This window comes from Bradyrhizobium tropiciagri (genome assembly GCF_018130545.1).
In the GTDB taxonomy this organism is placed as follows: domain Bacteria; phylum Pseudomonadota; class Alphaproteobacteria; order Rhizobiales; family Xanthobacteraceae; genus Bradyrhizobium; species Bradyrhizobium tropiciagri_A.
In genome coordinates, this window is record NZ_JAFCKF010000011.1 from 124,241 (window position 1) to 138,559 (window position 14,319).

Annotated in this window: 11 protein-coding genes; 4 read left to right on the forward strand and 7 right to left on the reverse strand. The window is 64.6% G+C overall.

Annotated elements, in window-relative coordinates; all coding sequences use genetic code 11:
* Nucleotides 1–7: 7 nt before the first annotated feature.
* Entirely contained in the window at nt 8–1,462 is a 1,455-nt protein-coding gene (gene glgA, locus JQ616_RS35770; RefSeq protein WP_212022874.1) for a glycogen synthase GlgA, read from the reverse strand.
* The gene (gene glgC, locus JQ616_RS35775) at nt 1,459–2,721 is read right to left on the reverse strand and encodes a glucose-1-phosphate adenylyltransferase (protein WP_212022875.1); all 1,263 of its coding nucleotides are present in this window, start codon (nt 2,719–2,721) and stop codon (nt 1,459–1,461) included. Before glgC ends, glgA begins: the two co-directional genes overlap by 4 nt.
* Before the next feature lie 245 nt (nt 2,722–2,966).
* Between glgC and JQ616_RS35780 the strand changes: the two genes are divergently transcribed.
* Entirely contained in the window at nt 2,967–4,199 is a 1,233-nt protein-coding gene (locus JQ616_RS35780) for a rhodanese-like domain-containing protein (RefSeq protein WP_212022876.1), read from the forward strand.
* 196 nt (nt 4,200–4,395) lie between these two features.
* Here JQ616_RS35780 and JQ616_RS35785 read toward each other — a convergent pair whose 3' ends face one another.
* The 3 genes from JQ616_RS35785 to JQ616_RS35795 form a co-directional block, all read right to left on the reverse strand.
* Nucleotides 4,396–5,463, reverse strand: coding sequence for a hypothetical protein (locus JQ616_RS35785; protein ID WP_212022877.1), 1,068 nt, complete (start codon nt 5,461–5,463; stop codon nt 4,396–4,398).
* A 411-nt stretch (nt 5,464–5,874) separates the two neighbouring features.
* The gene (locus JQ616_RS35790; RefSeq protein ID WP_433996032.1) at nt 5,875–7,173 is read right to left on the reverse strand and encodes a serine hydrolase domain-containing protein; all 1,299 of its coding nucleotides are present in this window, start codon (nt 7,171–7,173) and stop codon (nt 5,875–5,877) included.
* Nucleotides 7,174–7,281: 108 nt separating this feature from the next.
* The gene (locus JQ616_RS35795) at nt 7,282–8,658 is read right to left on the reverse strand and encodes a PLP-dependent aminotransferase family protein (RefSeq protein ID WP_212022878.1); all 1,377 of its coding nucleotides are present in this window, start codon (nt 8,656–8,658) and stop codon (nt 7,282–7,284) included.
* 94 nt (nt 8,659–8,752) lie between these two features.
* Between JQ616_RS35795 and JQ616_RS35800 the strand changes: the two genes are divergently transcribed.
* Complete coding sequence (locus JQ616_RS35800; RefSeq protein WP_212022879.1) at nt 8,753–9,214, forward strand: DUF983 domain-containing protein; 462 nt, start codon at nt 8,753–8,755, stop codon at nt 9,212–9,214.
* A 62-nt stretch (nt 9,215–9,276) separates the two neighbouring features.
* On the opposite strand, the gene JQ616_RS35805 is transcribed toward JQ616_RS35800, so the two are convergent.
* The gene (locus tag JQ616_RS35805) at nt 9,277–10,476 is read right to left on the reverse strand and encodes a multidrug effflux MFS transporter (protein ID WP_249137762.1); all 1,200 of its coding nucleotides are present in this window, start codon (nt 10,474–10,476) and stop codon (nt 9,277–9,279) included.
* A gap of 306 nt (nt 10,477–10,782) precedes the next feature.
* Here JQ616_RS35805 and JQ616_RS35810 point away from each other — a divergent pair, with 306 nt between their 5' ends.
* Together JQ616_RS35810 and JQ616_RS35815 are read left to right on the forward strand one after the other, a co-directional pair.
* Entirely contained in the window at nt 10,783–12,117 is a 1,335-nt protein-coding gene (locus JQ616_RS35810; RefSeq protein ID WP_212022881.1) for an MFS transporter, read from the forward strand.
* Nucleotides 12,118–12,399: 282 nt separating this feature from the next.
* The gene (locus JQ616_RS35815) at nt 12,400–13,140 is read left to right on the forward strand and encodes a metallophosphoesterase family protein (protein ID WP_212022882.1); all 741 of its coding nucleotides are present in this window, start codon (nt 12,400–12,402) and stop codon (nt 13,138–13,140) included.
* 198 nt (nt 13,141–13,338) lie between these two features.
* Here JQ616_RS35815 and JQ616_RS35820 read toward each other — a convergent pair whose 3' ends face one another.
* Nucleotides 13,339–14,289, reverse strand: coding sequence for a YiiG family protein (locus JQ616_RS35820; RefSeq protein ID WP_433996033.1), 951 nt, complete (start codon nt 14,287–14,289; stop codon nt 13,339–13,341).
* Nucleotides 14,290–14,319: the final 30 nt, after the last annotated feature.

The following is a 14,319-nucleotide window of genomic DNA, read 5'->3' on the forward strand; positions in this document are numbered from 1 at the left end:
GCCTGAGTTACTTGAGTGCGGCGGCGAGCTCGCGATAGAGCGCGGCGTAGTGGCCGGCGCGATTGCGCCACGAGACATCGGTGGCCATGCCGGCCTGCTGCAGCCGGCGCCAGGTCACCTTGTCGTTGAACAGCAGGTTCGCCGTGCGCAAGCCGTGGGCGAGCGCCTCCGAGGTCACCGGTGCGAACTTGACGCCGGTTGCGGCACTGCCTGTGACCGCGGCTTCGTCGAATCCAAGCACGGTGTCGGCAAGGCCGCCGACATTGGCGACAACAGGGACGGCGCCGTAGCGCAGCGCGCAGAGCTGGGTGAGGCCGCACGGCTCGAACCGTGACGGCACCGCGAGCGCATCGGAGCCTGCCTGGATCAGATGCGCCAGCGCCTCGTCATAGCCGATCACCACCGCGATCCGGCCGGGATTGTCGTGCGCCAGGGCGGTGTAGCGATCCTGCAGCTCGCGATCGCCGCTGCCGAGCAGCGCAAGCTGAATGCCTTCACCGAGCAATGTCGGAATGTTCTCGAGCAAGAGGTCGAGGCCCTTTTGCCATGACAGCCGGCTGATGACGCCGAGCAGCATCGCGTCCGGCAACGGATCGAGCCCGAAGCGCCGCTGCAGCGCCGCCTTGTTGGCGGCGCGCTCCGCCATGTGCTCGGCGCTGAAGCGCGCGGCGATATCGGGATCGGTGGCCGGATTCCACACGTCGATGTCGATGCCGTTGAGGATGCCGCTCAGCACGTCGGCGCGTTCGCGGAGCAGGCCGCCGAGCCCCATGCCGCCTTCGTCGCTCTGGATCTCCCGCGCATAGGTCGGCGACACCGTGGTGATGCGGTCGGCGAATTGCAGGCCGGCCTTCAGGAGACTGATCGTGCCGTAATATTCGACGCCGTGCAGCGAATAGGCTTCTTCCGGCAGGCCGAACGCAGCGAGCATGTCCGGCGAGAACTGTCCCTGATAGGCGAGGTTGTGCACGGTCATCACCGTGCCCGGCCGCTTGTGTCCACCATAGTGCAGATAGGCCGGCGCGAGGCCGGCCTGCCAGTCATGCGCATGCACGATGTCGGGAACGAAAGACGGGATCGCACCCCGGCCGATTTCCGCCGCCATCCGCGACAGCGCTGCAAAACGGATGCCGTTGTCGGGCCAGTCGCGTCCGTCGGGGCCGACATAGGGATTGCCGGGGCGGGCATAGAGATGCGGCGCGTCGAGCGCGAACAGGTCGAGGCCGCCATGGCTGCCGCCGAGCACGCGGATCGGCCCGCCGTAGAATTCCCCCCAGTGCAGTAGCGTCTCCGCGGAGGCCAGCGCGTCGAGCACGGCGGGATAGCCGGGCACCAGCGTCCGCGTCGTGACGCCGTGCTCTTGCAGTGCGGAGGGCAGCGCGCCGACCACGTCGGCGAGGCCGCCGGTCTTGACGATCGGATAGACTTCCGAGGCGACCGCGAGGACGCGCAGTTGCGTCATGTCCCGAGCCTGTCGATCATCGGCTGGGTGATCAGCGTGATGCCCTGCTCGGTGGTGCGGAAGCGCTTGCCGTCGAATTCGGGATCTTCGCCGACCACGAGCCCCTCCGGAATCCGCACGCCGCGATCGATCACGACGTTCTTGAGCTGCGCGCCGCGGCCGACATTGACATAGGGCATGATCACCGCGTTCTCGACATTGGCGTAGGAATTGACGTGGACGCCGGTGAACAACAGCGAGCGGCGCAGCGACGCGCCGGAGATGATGCAGGCGCCCGAGACCAGCGAGGTCACCGCTTGTCCGCGCCGGCCGTCCTCGTCATGGACGAATTTGGCGGGCGGCGTGATCTCGGCATAAGTCCAGATCGGCCATGAGCGATCGTAGAGGTCGAGCTCCGGCACCACGTCGGTGAGGTCGATATTGGCGGCCCAATAGGCATCGACGGTGCCGGCATCGCGCCAATAGGCGCGAGGATCGTCGCCGGAGCGGACGCAGGAATCATTGTATTGATGCGCGATCGCGCGGCCGTGCTTCACAATGTAGGGAATGATGTCCTTGCCGAAATCGTGGCTGGAGTTCGGGTCGGCGGCATCGCGGCGCAGTTCGTCGAACAGGAATTCCGAATTGAAGACATAGATGCCCATGCTCGCCAGCGACTTGTCCGGCTTGCCCGGCATCGGCGGCGGATCGGCCGGCTTCTCCAGGAAGGACTGGATCAGGCCGTTCTCGTCGATATGCATGATGCCGAAGCCGGAGGATTCCGCGCGCGGCATTTCCAGGCAGCCGACGGTGACGTCGGCGCCGCTCTCGACATGCTGCTTCAGCATGATCTCGTAGTCCATCTTGTAGACATGGTCGCCGGCGAGCACCAGGATGTACTTGGTGCCGTGTGCCTCGATGATGTCGATGTTCTGGTAGACCGCATCCGCCGTGCCGACATACCACATCGTCTCCGAGACGCGCTGGCTCGCGGGCAGGATGTCAAAACTCTCGTTTCGTTCCGGGCGGAAGAAGTTCCAGCCGCCTTGCAGATGCCGGATCAGGCTGTGCGCCTTGTACTGGGTCGCCACCGCGATGCGGCGGATGCCGGAATTGACCGCATTGGAGAGCGCGAAATCGATGATGCGCGACTTGCCGCCGAAATACACGGCAGGCTTGGCGCGCCTGTCGGTGAGCTCCTGAAGTCTGCTGCCGCGTCCGCCGGCCAGCACGAAGGCGAGGGCGTGACGCGACAATGGTTCATTTCCGACGGTTCTCATGGTCATCCTCCCAGAACTTCAGGCGTGGCCCCGCTACCTTCTCTTGTCCGGAAGGCCTGATCGGGCGCCAACGGGGCCGATCGGGAACGTAGCAAGCGCGCCCCGGTTGAGCAAAGCGGATGATCAATTTTCGTTCCCCCGACCCCGGCTCGTGAAGATCGGGGTTGCAGGCTGGTTAAGCCTATTGACGAGGCGCGATTTCGGCCTAGAGCAGGCGTGCCCATTTCCTGCCAGGTCCGCATTCCATGACAGATTTGTCCGTCACACCCCAGGCCGTCCGTGCGACGCTTTTGCTGCGCCGGGAGATCGCGCTGCTCGACGTCAGGCACGAGGCGGAGTTCGCCACCGGTCATCCGCTGTTCGCCGCCAACATGGCCGCCGGCCGGATCGCGCTCGAAGCCGAGCTGCGCTTGCCGCGCAAGGACGTTCCGGTCGTGCTCTACGACAATGGCGAAGGACTGGTCGCAGCTGCCGTCGAGCAGTTGCGGGCGCTGGGCTACAGAAACGTCGCGGCGCTCGTGGGCGGCCTGCAAGGCTGGAAGGCCGCCGGCTACGAGGTCTTCGAGGACGTCAATTCCTATGCCAAGGCGTTCGGCGAACTGGTCGAGACGCGTAGGCATACGCCATCGCTGAGCGCCGACGAGGTCGCCAAGCTGATCTCGGACAAGGCCAACATCGCGATCCTCGATGTGCGCCGGTTCGACGAATACGCCACCATGAACATTCCGGGCTCGGTCAGCGTGCCCGGCGCGGAGCTGGTGCTGCGCGCCGGCCGCGCGGCGCCCGATCCGGACACCACCATCATCGTCAACTGCGCCGGCCGCACCCGCTCGATCATCGGCACGCAGTCGCTGATCAACGCCGGGCTGCCGAACAAGGTGCGGGCACTGCGCAACGGCACGATCGGCTGGACGCTGGCGAAGCGCGCTCTCGAACACGGCGCCGGCAAACGCGGCGCGGTCGGGCCGTTCGAGGGCGCCGCCGGCAATGCGCGCGACGTCGCCTATCGCGCCGGTGTCCGTCATATCGGTCCGGCCGAACTCGCCGCGCTGGAGAGCGACGCGCAGCGCACGCTCTATCGCTTCGACGTACGCGACGCGGAGGAATATGCCGCGGGTCATCTGGCCGGCTTCCGGCACTATGCGGGCGGCCAGCTGGTGCAGGAAATCGATATGGCCGCGCCGGTGCGCGGCGCGCGCATCGTGCTGAGCGACGACAAAGGCATCCGCGCCGACATGACGGCGTCCTGGCTCGCGCAGATGGCGTGGGAGGTCTACGTGCTCGAAGGCGGCTATGACGGCCGGCTCGAGGTCGGCCCGCCGCACGTGGTGCCGCGTCCCGATCCCGCGCATCGTTATCGGCGCCCTTACGAAGGCACCGGCGTCGCGGAGCAGGCGATGCAGGCCTATCTCGATTGGGAGTACGGCCTCGTCGAGCAGCTTCGCCGCGACGGAAGCCACGGGTTTTATGTAATCTGATGAGCGATGAGATGCGGTCGAGCTTTGGCCGCACAGAGATTGCGCCCCCTCTCCCGCTTGCGGGGGAGGGCTGGGGTGGGGGCTCTCTCGGCGCGTCTCACCGTGGAGAGAGCCCCCACCCGCATCGCATCCTCGATGCGATGCGACCTCCCCCGCAAGCGGGAGAGGTGCACCGAGTTTGCCGTGAGACCAGCTGCTACTTCGGCAACGCCACCGGCGTCAGCGTGAACGGGCCGGGGTCTTTGCCCTTGTTGTCGCCGATGATGTAGGACAGCTTGCCTTCGGCGATCCAGCCGACATTGCCGACCTGCGTCACCGAAACTGGCTCGGCGAGCCCATCCTTGACGGTGTCGATGGTGGCCTCGCTGCCCTTCACGGTGACCTTGTCGAGCTTGCCGTTGCCCTCGATCAGCAGGAAGCCGCTGCCGTGGGCACGCAGCGCGTCGGCATGGTCGAGCGGCCGCGACGGCTTCAGCTCGGTCACTGCGCCCGCCTTGCCGTCCTTGACCTCGACCTTGAACAGCTTCGCGGGAATGAAGGTCGTGACGTAGATATTGCCGTCTGCGCCGATCGCGATGCCGTCGAGACCGACGCCGTCCTTGGCCGGCGCGAGTTGCGGATCGGTGGCAAAGGTCGCAAGCGCGGTGCCGCCGGGCTTCAGGCTGTAGACGATCGGCGTGAAGGAATCGCTGACATAGGCGGTGCCGTCGGCGCCGACTGCGATATCGTTGCACAGCGATTTCGGATCGCTCAGCGCGAAACTGCCTTTCGGCGCGCCGCTCTTGAGGTCGAAGGTCTTCAGCCAGGCGCCCTTGGTGTCGCTCGGTCCGGCGACGCCGAAGCCGGAGATGTCGTTGGAGCAGACATAGAGCGTGCCGCTCTTCTCGTCGGCGAGCACGCCGAGCGTCGAGCGGCTATCGGCGGCACCCGGCTTGACCAGCTGCTCGGCCTTGCCGCCCGAGATCTTGGTCACGCCGCCATGGTTGAAGCTGCCGACATAAAGCGCGCCGTCGGAGGTCGAGGTCACGCTCTCCGGAAAGCTCTTGTTGGGCACGCCGACCGGCGCGGTTTCGGCGCGTGCTGCGCCGGCCATGCCGAGAGCAACAACGATGGCCGCAGCGCTCGCTAGATTCCTGGTTTGACGCGTTTTCTTCACGCGAACCGGTATCCACTTCGCTGGAAAACGCTCCAGCGATGCGCGGCGGATCTTGAGCAGTTCTCCCGTTGCACGCGGATGTCCCGCGTCGCCATTCTTCTTTGTCATGATCGCGTTTCCTCGATGATCCTGGTTGGACCAGGCAGGAATTGTTGAGGCGATCGTCTCCGGTCGATGGTTGTTGTCTGCAGGGTTCCCGACCGGATTGTTCACCCGCCTGCCTTGTCGCCATCGATATATACGATAGTATATAGCGCGAGGGAAGCTGAAGCGGGAAGCGGCGAGCACCGGAGGGCGCGTCATGGAACGGGAATGGGCGTTGCACCACCCATGCGTGTGCTGCGGTGGCGCTATCGATGGACTCGCAGACGATGCTGCGATCGCATTCGATGCACGGATCGGCTTATTTACGGATGCGTGTGCGTTCGTCTGCAACGAATGCACCGCGAGCCTGATCGCGGATGCAGCACGGCGCCGGCAGGAAGCGGTTCGTCGCAAATAGGCGAGTGCTGCTGGAACTCAGTCCGGGCTGAACGCGTCGTAGACCAGCTTGCGGAACGCGGGCGTGATGCGCTGGCGTTCGTTCTGGGTCTGCTCGAGCATGATGTAGATCATGTCGAGCTTCGGATCGACGCCGAAATAGGTGCCGCTGCCGCTGTCCCATTTCAATTCGCCGATCGAGCCGGGCGGTGGCGGCTTGGCAATGCCGGGATCGGTGCGCACCGCGATGCCGTAGCCATAACCGAAGCCGTCGCCAGGAAAATACCAATAGTCGCGGCCGACGCCGGAGCCGGGCCCGATATGATCCGTCGTCATGGTCTTGAAGGCGGCAGGGCTGAGGTAGCGCTTGCCGTCGAGTTCGCCGCCGTTGAGCAGCATCTGCGCGAAGCGTGCATAATCGAGGATGGTCGACACCAGGCCGCCGCCGCCGGATTCCCATTCCGGATGTGCGCGCCGGTCGTTTTCTCCGTCGATCAGAATCGTGTCCGTCGGCAGCGGCTCGGCCAGTCGCGTCCTTTCGGTCTCGACATCGAGCACGTATCTGGTGTCGTTCATCTTGAGGGGATCGAAGATGCGCTCCTTCTCGAACTGATAGAGCGTCTTGCCTGAGACGATCTCGATCACCCGGCCGAGCACGTCGGTGGAATGACCGTAGCGCCACAGCGTGCCGGGCTGCCGCGACAGCGGCAGCTTGGCCAGCCGTGCGGTGAATTCCTTGTTGTCGAATTTGCCGTCGAACAGATGCCCCGCGCGGTAGATTTTCTGGATCCAGTCGGCGCCGATATATTCGTAGGTGATGCCCGAGGTGTGCCGCATGATGTCTTCGATGGTCACCGGGCGGATCGGCGGCACCAGCTCGACCTTGGCCGGATCGTTGCCGCCATCCGGCTCGATCGCGACCTTCACGTCGGCGAACGCCGGAATGTATTTCGACAGCGGATCCTGCGGCGACAGCTTGCCCTCGTCGACCAGCATCATCGCGGCGGTGTTGGTGATCGGCTTGGTCATCGAATGCAGCGCGAACATGGTGTCCGGCCGCATCGGCGATTTGGTGGTGACGTCGCGATAGCCGAAGGTTTTCAGATAGACCGGCTTGCCGTGCTGCTGGATCAGAATGACAGCGCCGGGCAGCTTGCCGCTGTTGACCTCATTGTTGAAGAATTCGGTGATGCGTTCGAGCTTCTCCGGCGACGGGGCAGGGGCGTCGGTGGCGCGTGCGGGGCCCGATGTGACAAATGCAAGACACGCGATCGCGGTGGCGGCCCCGTGAAGCGTCCGCACGGCAAGGCGGATCGCCCGATCATATCCACATGACATTGATTAGCCTGCCCCTGCCCGATGCCCTGAACGCCGGTATTTCTAGCGCAGGCACCCCCGCACCATAATCATTTTCGAGCGAGTTTATTCCCGAACGATGGTCGAATTCTAAACAATCTGGGTGGCGCCGACCGGCGTGCGCACGGCATTCGACAGCACCTGCAACGCCTGGCTCAGTTCGGCGCGGTTGCGCGCGGCGCCGAGCGAGACGCGCAGGCCGCGTGGCGCGGCATCGCCTGCCGCAAAGGCATCTTCGCCGACCACGGCAAGCCCGTTGCGCATCAGATGCGACAGCAGATCGGTGCCGTCGAAATGCTTCGGCAGCGGCATCCAGAGATGGTGGCTCGCCGGGCGCGCCGCGTAGGTGACGCCTTTGAGGAAGCGGGCGGCGAGCTGCTGGCGCGCGGCGGCTTCGTTGCGGATGGCGCGGATGATGTCGGCGGCGACGCCGGAGCGCAGCCATTGCGTGACCAGCGCGACCATCAGCGAGGGCGGCATCTGCATGGTGGCCTGCATGCTGGCGCGCATGCGCTGCTCGACGCTCGCATCAGGGGCCAGCAGATAGGCGACGCGCAGGGCCGGCGCGATGCATTTTGCGATGCTCGCGGCATAGTAGGTGTGCTCGGGAATCAGGGTCGCGATCGGCACCGTCTGGGGTTCGAGTGGGCCGTAAACGTCATCCTCGATCAGGATGCAGCCGCGTTTTCGGATGATGTCGGCAATCGCCTTGCGGCGTGCCGCGCCCATCGTCGCCGTGGTCGGGTTCTGCTGCGTCGGCACCAGATAGACCGCCTTCGGCTTATGCTTGCGGCAGGCTTCATCGAGCGCGTCGGGCCTTGCGCCCTCCGCGTCCATCGCAACGCCGACCAGGCGGACGTCGAGCCGCGCCGCCGCGGCCTTGATGCCGGGAAACGTCAACGCCTCCGTCAGCACCACGTCGCCGCGCGATGTCAGCGCCAGCAGCGCATTGAAGATGATCGCCTGCGAACCCGGATAGATCACGATGCGGTCGGCCGATGCGTTGGGCACGCGCGGCGCGAGCCATGCGGCACCGACTTCGCGTTCGTCGGCGGTGCCGCCGGGACGCGTATAGCCGAGATAGGCGGAAAACCCGGCCTCGGAGCGGATGGTCGCGAGCCCTTGCGCGATCCGCAGATCGAGATTGGCTTCGACCGGCTGCGGCGGCAGGTTCATCGACAGGTCGATGTTGACGGGCGCTGATAGCTCGGACGCTGCGCGCGCGGTGGTCTCCGAGACGAAGGTGCCCTGGCCGACGCGGGCGTCGAGCAGCCCGCGCCGCCGGGCTTCGCCATAGGCGCGTGTCACCGTGGTGAGGTCGATGTCGAGCGCGGTTGCCAGCGCGCGATGGGTCGGCAGCCGCTGACCGCGCACCAGCCGACCGCTGGCGATGTCGGCGGCCAGCGCATCGACGATGCGCAGGAACATCGGGCCGTGCCATTCCGAAACCGTAGGGATCCAATCCATGCAATCCAGCGCTTTGTCTTTGATTGTATGCTCTAGGGAGCATATTGTATGGATCATCAGATCAGGTCAAGGACAACGACCAAGGACGACTGCGATGACCGAGACGGTTTCCCTGCCAAAGGCGATGTTGCGCGGATTTTCGATGAAGTGTCCGAACTGCGGGCGCGGCCATCTGTTCGGGCGCTTCCTCAAGGTCGCGGACCATTGCGAGGTCTGTGGCGAGGACTTCACCCCGCAGCGCGCGGATGACTTTCCGGCCTATCTCGTGATCGTCGTGGTCGGCCACGTCGTGGTGCCGGCGCTGCTCTGGATGGAAATGACCTACGCGCCGCCGGCCTGGCTGCAACTGGCGATCTGGCTGCCGGTGACATTGTTCAGCGCGCTCGCGCTGCTGCAGCCGACCAAGGGCGCGATTGTCGGGTTGCAGTGGCAGCTCGGGATGGAAGGATTTGCCGCGACGCGGCGTGCGGTGGTGCCGGTGCGGAACAGCGTGGGCTCTGCAGGGCGGATTAGCGACTTGTCCGCCGTAGTTCGAAGAGCGAAGGCGGAAGCGTAATCCGCCGCGCCGATCGCGACGAAGATGGTGGGTTACCCCTTCGGCTAACCCACCCTACAAGATCAAATCGGATGATGATGGGGCCGGAACATCCGGCCCTTTTCCGTCACCAGCACCACCCCGAGCGCGGCAAGTGTGCACAGGAAGAAGCCGGTCGCGAACGGCAGCAGTGTGCCGTTGTAATCCTGGCCGATCGTGGTGCCGATGCCGATCCCGAGCAGCGTGGTGATGGTGCCGTAGAGCGACGAGGCGGTGCCGGCGATCTTGCCCTGCGGCTCCATCGCCAATGCCGTGAAGTTCGCCATCATCAGCCCGAACGCGAACATCATCAGGCCCGACAGCACCATGAACAGCGGCAGCGACAGCGTGTTGGTCTTCACGGCGATGAACAGTGCCGCGGCGACCACGGCGAAGCCGGTCAGCGCGGCGTGCGAGATCACCCGCATGCCGATGCGGCCGACGATGCGCGAATTGAGGAAGCCCGCGATCGCGACGCCGACCGCGCAGGCCGCGAACGCAACCGGGAAGTAATGTCCGAGCTTGAAGACCTCGGTGAAGATCTGCTGCGATGAGAACACGAAGGCGAACAGCGAGCCCTGCACGCCGCCGGCGGCGAGCGCGTAGCCGAGCGTCTGGCGGTTGGTGACGGTCTGGCGGAACGCGGACAAGACCTCCGGGATCGCCAGCGACTTGCGCAGTTCGAGCGGCAGCGTCTCAGGCATCCGCATCGCGCTCCATGCCAGCGCGATCACGCCATAGATCATCAACAGCACGAAGATGCCGCGCCAGTGCGTCAGCAGCATTACCGCCTGGCCGAATGACGGCGCGATCACCGGCACCGCGATGAACACCATCATCGCGAGCGACATCACGCTCGCCATCCGCCGTCCGGCGTAGCAGTCGCGCACGATCGAGGTGGCGATCACGCGGGTTGCCGCGGTGCCGAGCCCTTGCAGCGCGCGCGCCAAGAGCAGCGTCTCGAACGAGGGCGCCATGATCGCGAGCAGGCCTGCGATGGTGTAGACGGTCATGCCGCCGAGCAGCACCGGGCGGCGGCCGAAGCGGTCCGACAGCGGGCCCATCACGAACTGGCCGACGCCGAAGCCGACCAGGAAGATCGACAGCACCATCTGTGGGCGGTTGGCGTCGGCGATCTGGAACGCGGAGCGGATGTTCGGCAGCGCCGGCAGCATCATGTCCATCGCCAGCGGGTTCAGCGCCATGATGGAAGCGATAACGACGACGAATTCCGGAAAGCCCATCGGGCGGTGGCCTGAAGAGACCCAGGCATCGGCATTGATGTCAGACACTTAGCAACCTCTTGGGAATCCTCGCATCGTAGCAATCTTGCTGCGGTGCACAATCGACGTTTCGGGATGGCTGCCCGCCGATCGCGCGTGAGGTAGTCAGGTCCGGGGCGCCGAAATTGTCCGAATATCGTTGCGAATGCAACTATTTTGCTCGTGCTCGGCCTGGAGCTCTGCTATCCCGGTACCAGCACCCGTGCCGGGGCGGGGCCATCGCGCCCGAACCCCCGCACGGACAAAAACCGCACTTGGGGAGGCCACATGTCCATCGAACTGTCCGCGCGCTCGCGCGGCGCTACGCTGTCGGATGAGGAACGCAAGGTCCTCACCGCTACGCTCGTCGGCACCACCATCGAATGGTACGACTTCTTCGTCTACGCCCAGGCCGCCGGCCTGGTGTTCGGCGCGCTGTTCTTCGCACCGATGAACGCGAACAATCCGTTGCTGGCGCAGATCATCTCGTTCGCGACGCTCGGCCTCTCCTTCCTGTTCCGTCCGCTCGGGGCCATCGTCTGCGGCCATCTCGGCGACCGCTTCGGGCGCAAGAACATGCTGGTCGTCACGCTGCTCTTGATGGGGGCTGCGACCGCGCTGGTCGGCCTGCTGCCGACCTATGCGCAGATCGGCGCCTGGGCCCCGGCACTCCTTATTCTTCTGCGCATCCTGCAGGGCTTCTCGGCCGGCGGCGAGTGGGGTGGTGCGGCGCTGATGGCGGTCGAGTCGGCGCCCGTCGACAAGCGCAGCTTCTTCGGCTCGTTCCCGCAGATCGGCACGCCGCTCGGCATGATCCTGGCGACCGGTGTGTTGTGGGTGCTCACCACGACGCTCGGCAAGCAGGCGATGATCGAATGGGGCTGGCGGATTCCGTTCCTGCTGTCGATCCTGCTGATCGTCGTCGGCATCGTGATCCGCCGCACGGTGGAAGAGTCGCCGGTGTTCCAGGCGATGCAGCGGCGGCACAAGGAATCCTCCGCGCCGCTGCGCGAGCTGATGCGCAATCACAGCAAGGAGATCCTGCGCACCGCCTTGATCTTCATGGCCAACAATGCGGCCGGCTACATCCTGATCGCGTTCATCATCAGCTATGGCGCCAACACGCTGAAGCTGCCGTCGGAGCAGCTGCTGCTGATCGGCACGCTGGCGGCGGTGAGTTGGTTCATCTTCACGCTGCTCGGCGGCATCCTCGGCGACAAGATCGGTCGGGTGCGCTGCTTCCAGATCGGCTACACGCTGATGGTGGTGTGGGCGGTGCCGATGTGGTTCCTGATCGACAGCAAGAATTTGTTGCTGTTCTTCATCAGCGCCGTCGGCCTCACCATCGCGCTCGGCCTGTCCTATGGTCCGCAGGCCGCGCTCTATGCCGAGCTGTTCCCGGCCAAGGTGCGCTACTCCGGCGTCTCGATCGGCTACGCGCTCGGCGCCATCTTCGGCGGCGCCTTCGCGCCGATGATCGCGCAATGGATCATCGGCACCTATGGCCAGTCCTGGCGCGTCGGCGTCTACATCGCGGTGCTGTCGCTGATCTCGCTGATCACGGTGTCGACGATCAGGGATCCGCGAGGTGTCGATCTGAATGTGAAGGACGCGGGGACGTAGGCGCGGTAGGGCAGATTAGCCGCAAGGCGCAATCCGCCACTGTCTCTGTGTCACGGTGGATTACGCCGGAGCCTGTCGTCGGGCCGCGCTTTGCGCGGACCCGGCGGACTAATCCACCGTGCGCAGCACACCTCTTGCGGCATTGTCGGGAGCCTGTTACCGATTGGCTCAGCGCCGATTTGACGATCAGCTTGCGGGCGCTTCAACAAGTACAGCTAAAGCGAATGCTCACTGTTGTCTGTCCGCGAGACCGTCATCGGCCATCCAATGGAAGGCTGACGGATGAAGTTTGCTGCAATTGCCGACATACATGGAAACTGTGCCGCACTCGAAGCGGTGCTTCGCGACATCGAAGCGCTAGGTATCCGGGATATCGTCAATCTCGGTGATCATTTGAGTGGCCCCCTTGAGGCGCGACGAACGGCCGATCTCCTGATGAGGCTGTCAATCACGAGCATTCGAGGAAACCATGACCGCCAGTTGGTTGAGCTCCCGCTCGATGTCATGGGGCCGTCAGACCGACACGCTTACCGTCAGTTGGAGAAGTGCCATCTCGAATGGCTGACCGGTCTTCCGGCAAGCACGACGTTTCGTGATGAGGTATTCCTTTGTCATGGCACACCCGACAGCGACACAACTTACTGGCTGGAGACGGTGACGAGCGACGGACGTATTTGCACGACACCGATCGAGGAGATCGAACATCGCGCGGCCGGAATCAACGCATCACTCATCCTTTGCGGGCACACCCATATCCCGCGGGTCGTTCGCCTGCGAGACGGTCGGCTGATCATCAACCCAGGAAGCGTTGGCTGCCCCGGTTATGACGATGCAGTGCCCGTTCCGCACAAAATGGAGACCGGTACTCCAGATGCGTGTTACGCAGTCTTGGAGCGATCGCAGCAAGGCTGGGGTGCCATGTTTCGGTATGTGCCCTACGATCATCTCTCAATGGCTGAATTAGCGCGCCGCAATGGCCGGGCCGAATGGGCGAGCGCGCTGGCCAGCGGCTGGATCCTGTAGCGCACTGTCACTGAGCATGCGAACCAATTTCACAGCTGGCTGAGTACCATACGTCGTGCACATCAGCACTGCAGGGCGGATTAGCCGCGAGGCGTAATCCGCCACTGTCTCTGTATCGCGGTGGATTACGGGGAGCCTGTCATCGGGCCGCCCTTCGGGTGGACCGTCGGCTAATCCACCCTACGCAGCGGTGGTCGCTCAGATGCGGGCGCCGCGGTTGTAGCCGTCGACGAGCTGATTGTAGTCGCGCATCAGCCGCGCCGGCGATCCTTCCACCATCCAGCCGGCGCCGGCATTGCTCAGCATCATCTTCTCACCGGAGCTGTAAGGCACCTTGTCGCGCACGCGGCGCATCAGCTGCTTGGCCGTGGTGAGGAATGATTTGGCGCTGCCGATGAACATCGAGCCGAGCTTGACGTCGCCGTCCTTGCCCGAGGCGTCCTCGGCTGCCTTCACCGTCGCCTCATATTCGTTGAGCGCCTGGGTGATCGCGTCGAGGTCGGGCTTGTCGGCCTGCTGCGCGCGAAGCACGCGCTTGGCCTGGATCATCAGGGCCTCGACATAGTAATGAGACTTGCGGCCTTCGCTCGCCTCGATCGCGGCCAGCTGCTCGGCTGAGCGCTTGTCATTGATCGCCTCGACGCCGGCGCGCAGCCCCTTGTCGGCGCTGGCGAACGCATCCCAAGCCGCGACCAGGCGCGGATGCAGCGCCTTGCCCTTCGCCATCTTGTCGTCCTTGTAGTTTTCCTGGCTGTAGTAGTCGTCTGCCTCCTTCAACAGCGGCTCGAGCGTGGTGACCGCCGTAACATACGCATTTGCCGCGGCCTCAAGCCCGGCATCGTGCGGATCCGCCCCATTGGCGGCCGCAACGTTCGTCTTGCAGTCGGACGTGTCGTAGATCGTGTAGGTGCCGTAGATGATCCGCTCCTTGCCGGTAGGGCCGCTCTTGGCAGCCCAGGAAAAGTAGCGGTCGCGGGATTCGTACGATCGCGACGAGAGACGGTTGATGCACCCGACATAGGCGTTCATCTTGTGCGTCAGTTGCGCGGAGGCGGCGCTCTCCGATGACGCAGGCGGGGCCTGTTGGGCGGCGGCCGGCTCAAGAAAAGCAGCGATGGCTGCAATCACAAGGAAACAGGTCTTTCGCATCGGGAGTTTGCCCTCATGTCAGCCGGAAGT

What these genes read in the sequence shown, in the direction of transcription:
- JQ616_RS35780 (WP_212022876.1), top strand. Translation starts at nt 2,967, where the DNA reads ATGACAGATTTGTCCGTCACACCCCAGGCCGTCCGTGCGACGCTTTTG.
- JQ616_RS35800 (WP_212022879.1), top strand. Translation starts at nt 8,753, where the DNA reads ATGACCGAGACGGTTTCCCTGCCAAAGGCGATGTTGCGCGGATTTTCG.
- JQ616_RS35810 (WP_212022881.1), top strand. Translation starts at nt 10,783, where the DNA reads ATGTCCATCGAACTGTCCGCGCGCTCGCGCGGCGCTACGCTGTCGGAT.
- JQ616_RS35815 (WP_212022882.1), top strand. Translation starts at nt 12,400, where the DNA reads ATGAAGTTTGCTGCAATTGCCGACATACATGGAAACTGTGCCGCACTC.
- glgA (WP_212022874.1), bottom strand. Translation starts at nt 1,462, where the DNA reads ATGACGCAACTGCGCGTCCTCGCGGTCGCCTCGGAAGTCTATCCGATC.
- JQ616_RS35820 (WP_433996033.1), bottom strand. Translation starts at nt 14,289, where the DNA reads ATGCGAAAGACCTGTTTCCTTGTGATTGCAGCCATCGCTGCTTTTCTT.
- JQ616_RS35785 (WP_212022877.1), bottom strand. Translation starts at nt 5,463, where the DNA reads ATGACAAAGAAGAATGGCGACGCGGGACATCCGCGTGCAACGGGAGAA.
- glgC (WP_212022875.1), bottom strand. Translation starts at nt 2,721, where the DNA reads ATGAGAACCGTCGGAAATGAACCATTGTCGCGTCACGCCCTCGCCTTC.
- JQ616_RS35790 (WP_433996032.1), bottom strand. Translation starts at nt 7,173, where the DNA reads ATGTCATGTGGATATGATCGGGCGATCCGCCTTGCCGTGCGGACGCTT.
- JQ616_RS35795 (WP_212022878.1), bottom strand. Translation starts at nt 8,658, where the DNA reads ATGGATTGGATCCCTACGGTTTCGGAATGGCACGGCCCGATGTTCCTG.
- JQ616_RS35805 (WP_249137762.1), bottom strand. Translation starts at nt 10,476, where the DNA reads ATGGGCTTTCCGGAATTCGTCGTCGTTATCGCTTCCATCATGGCGCTG.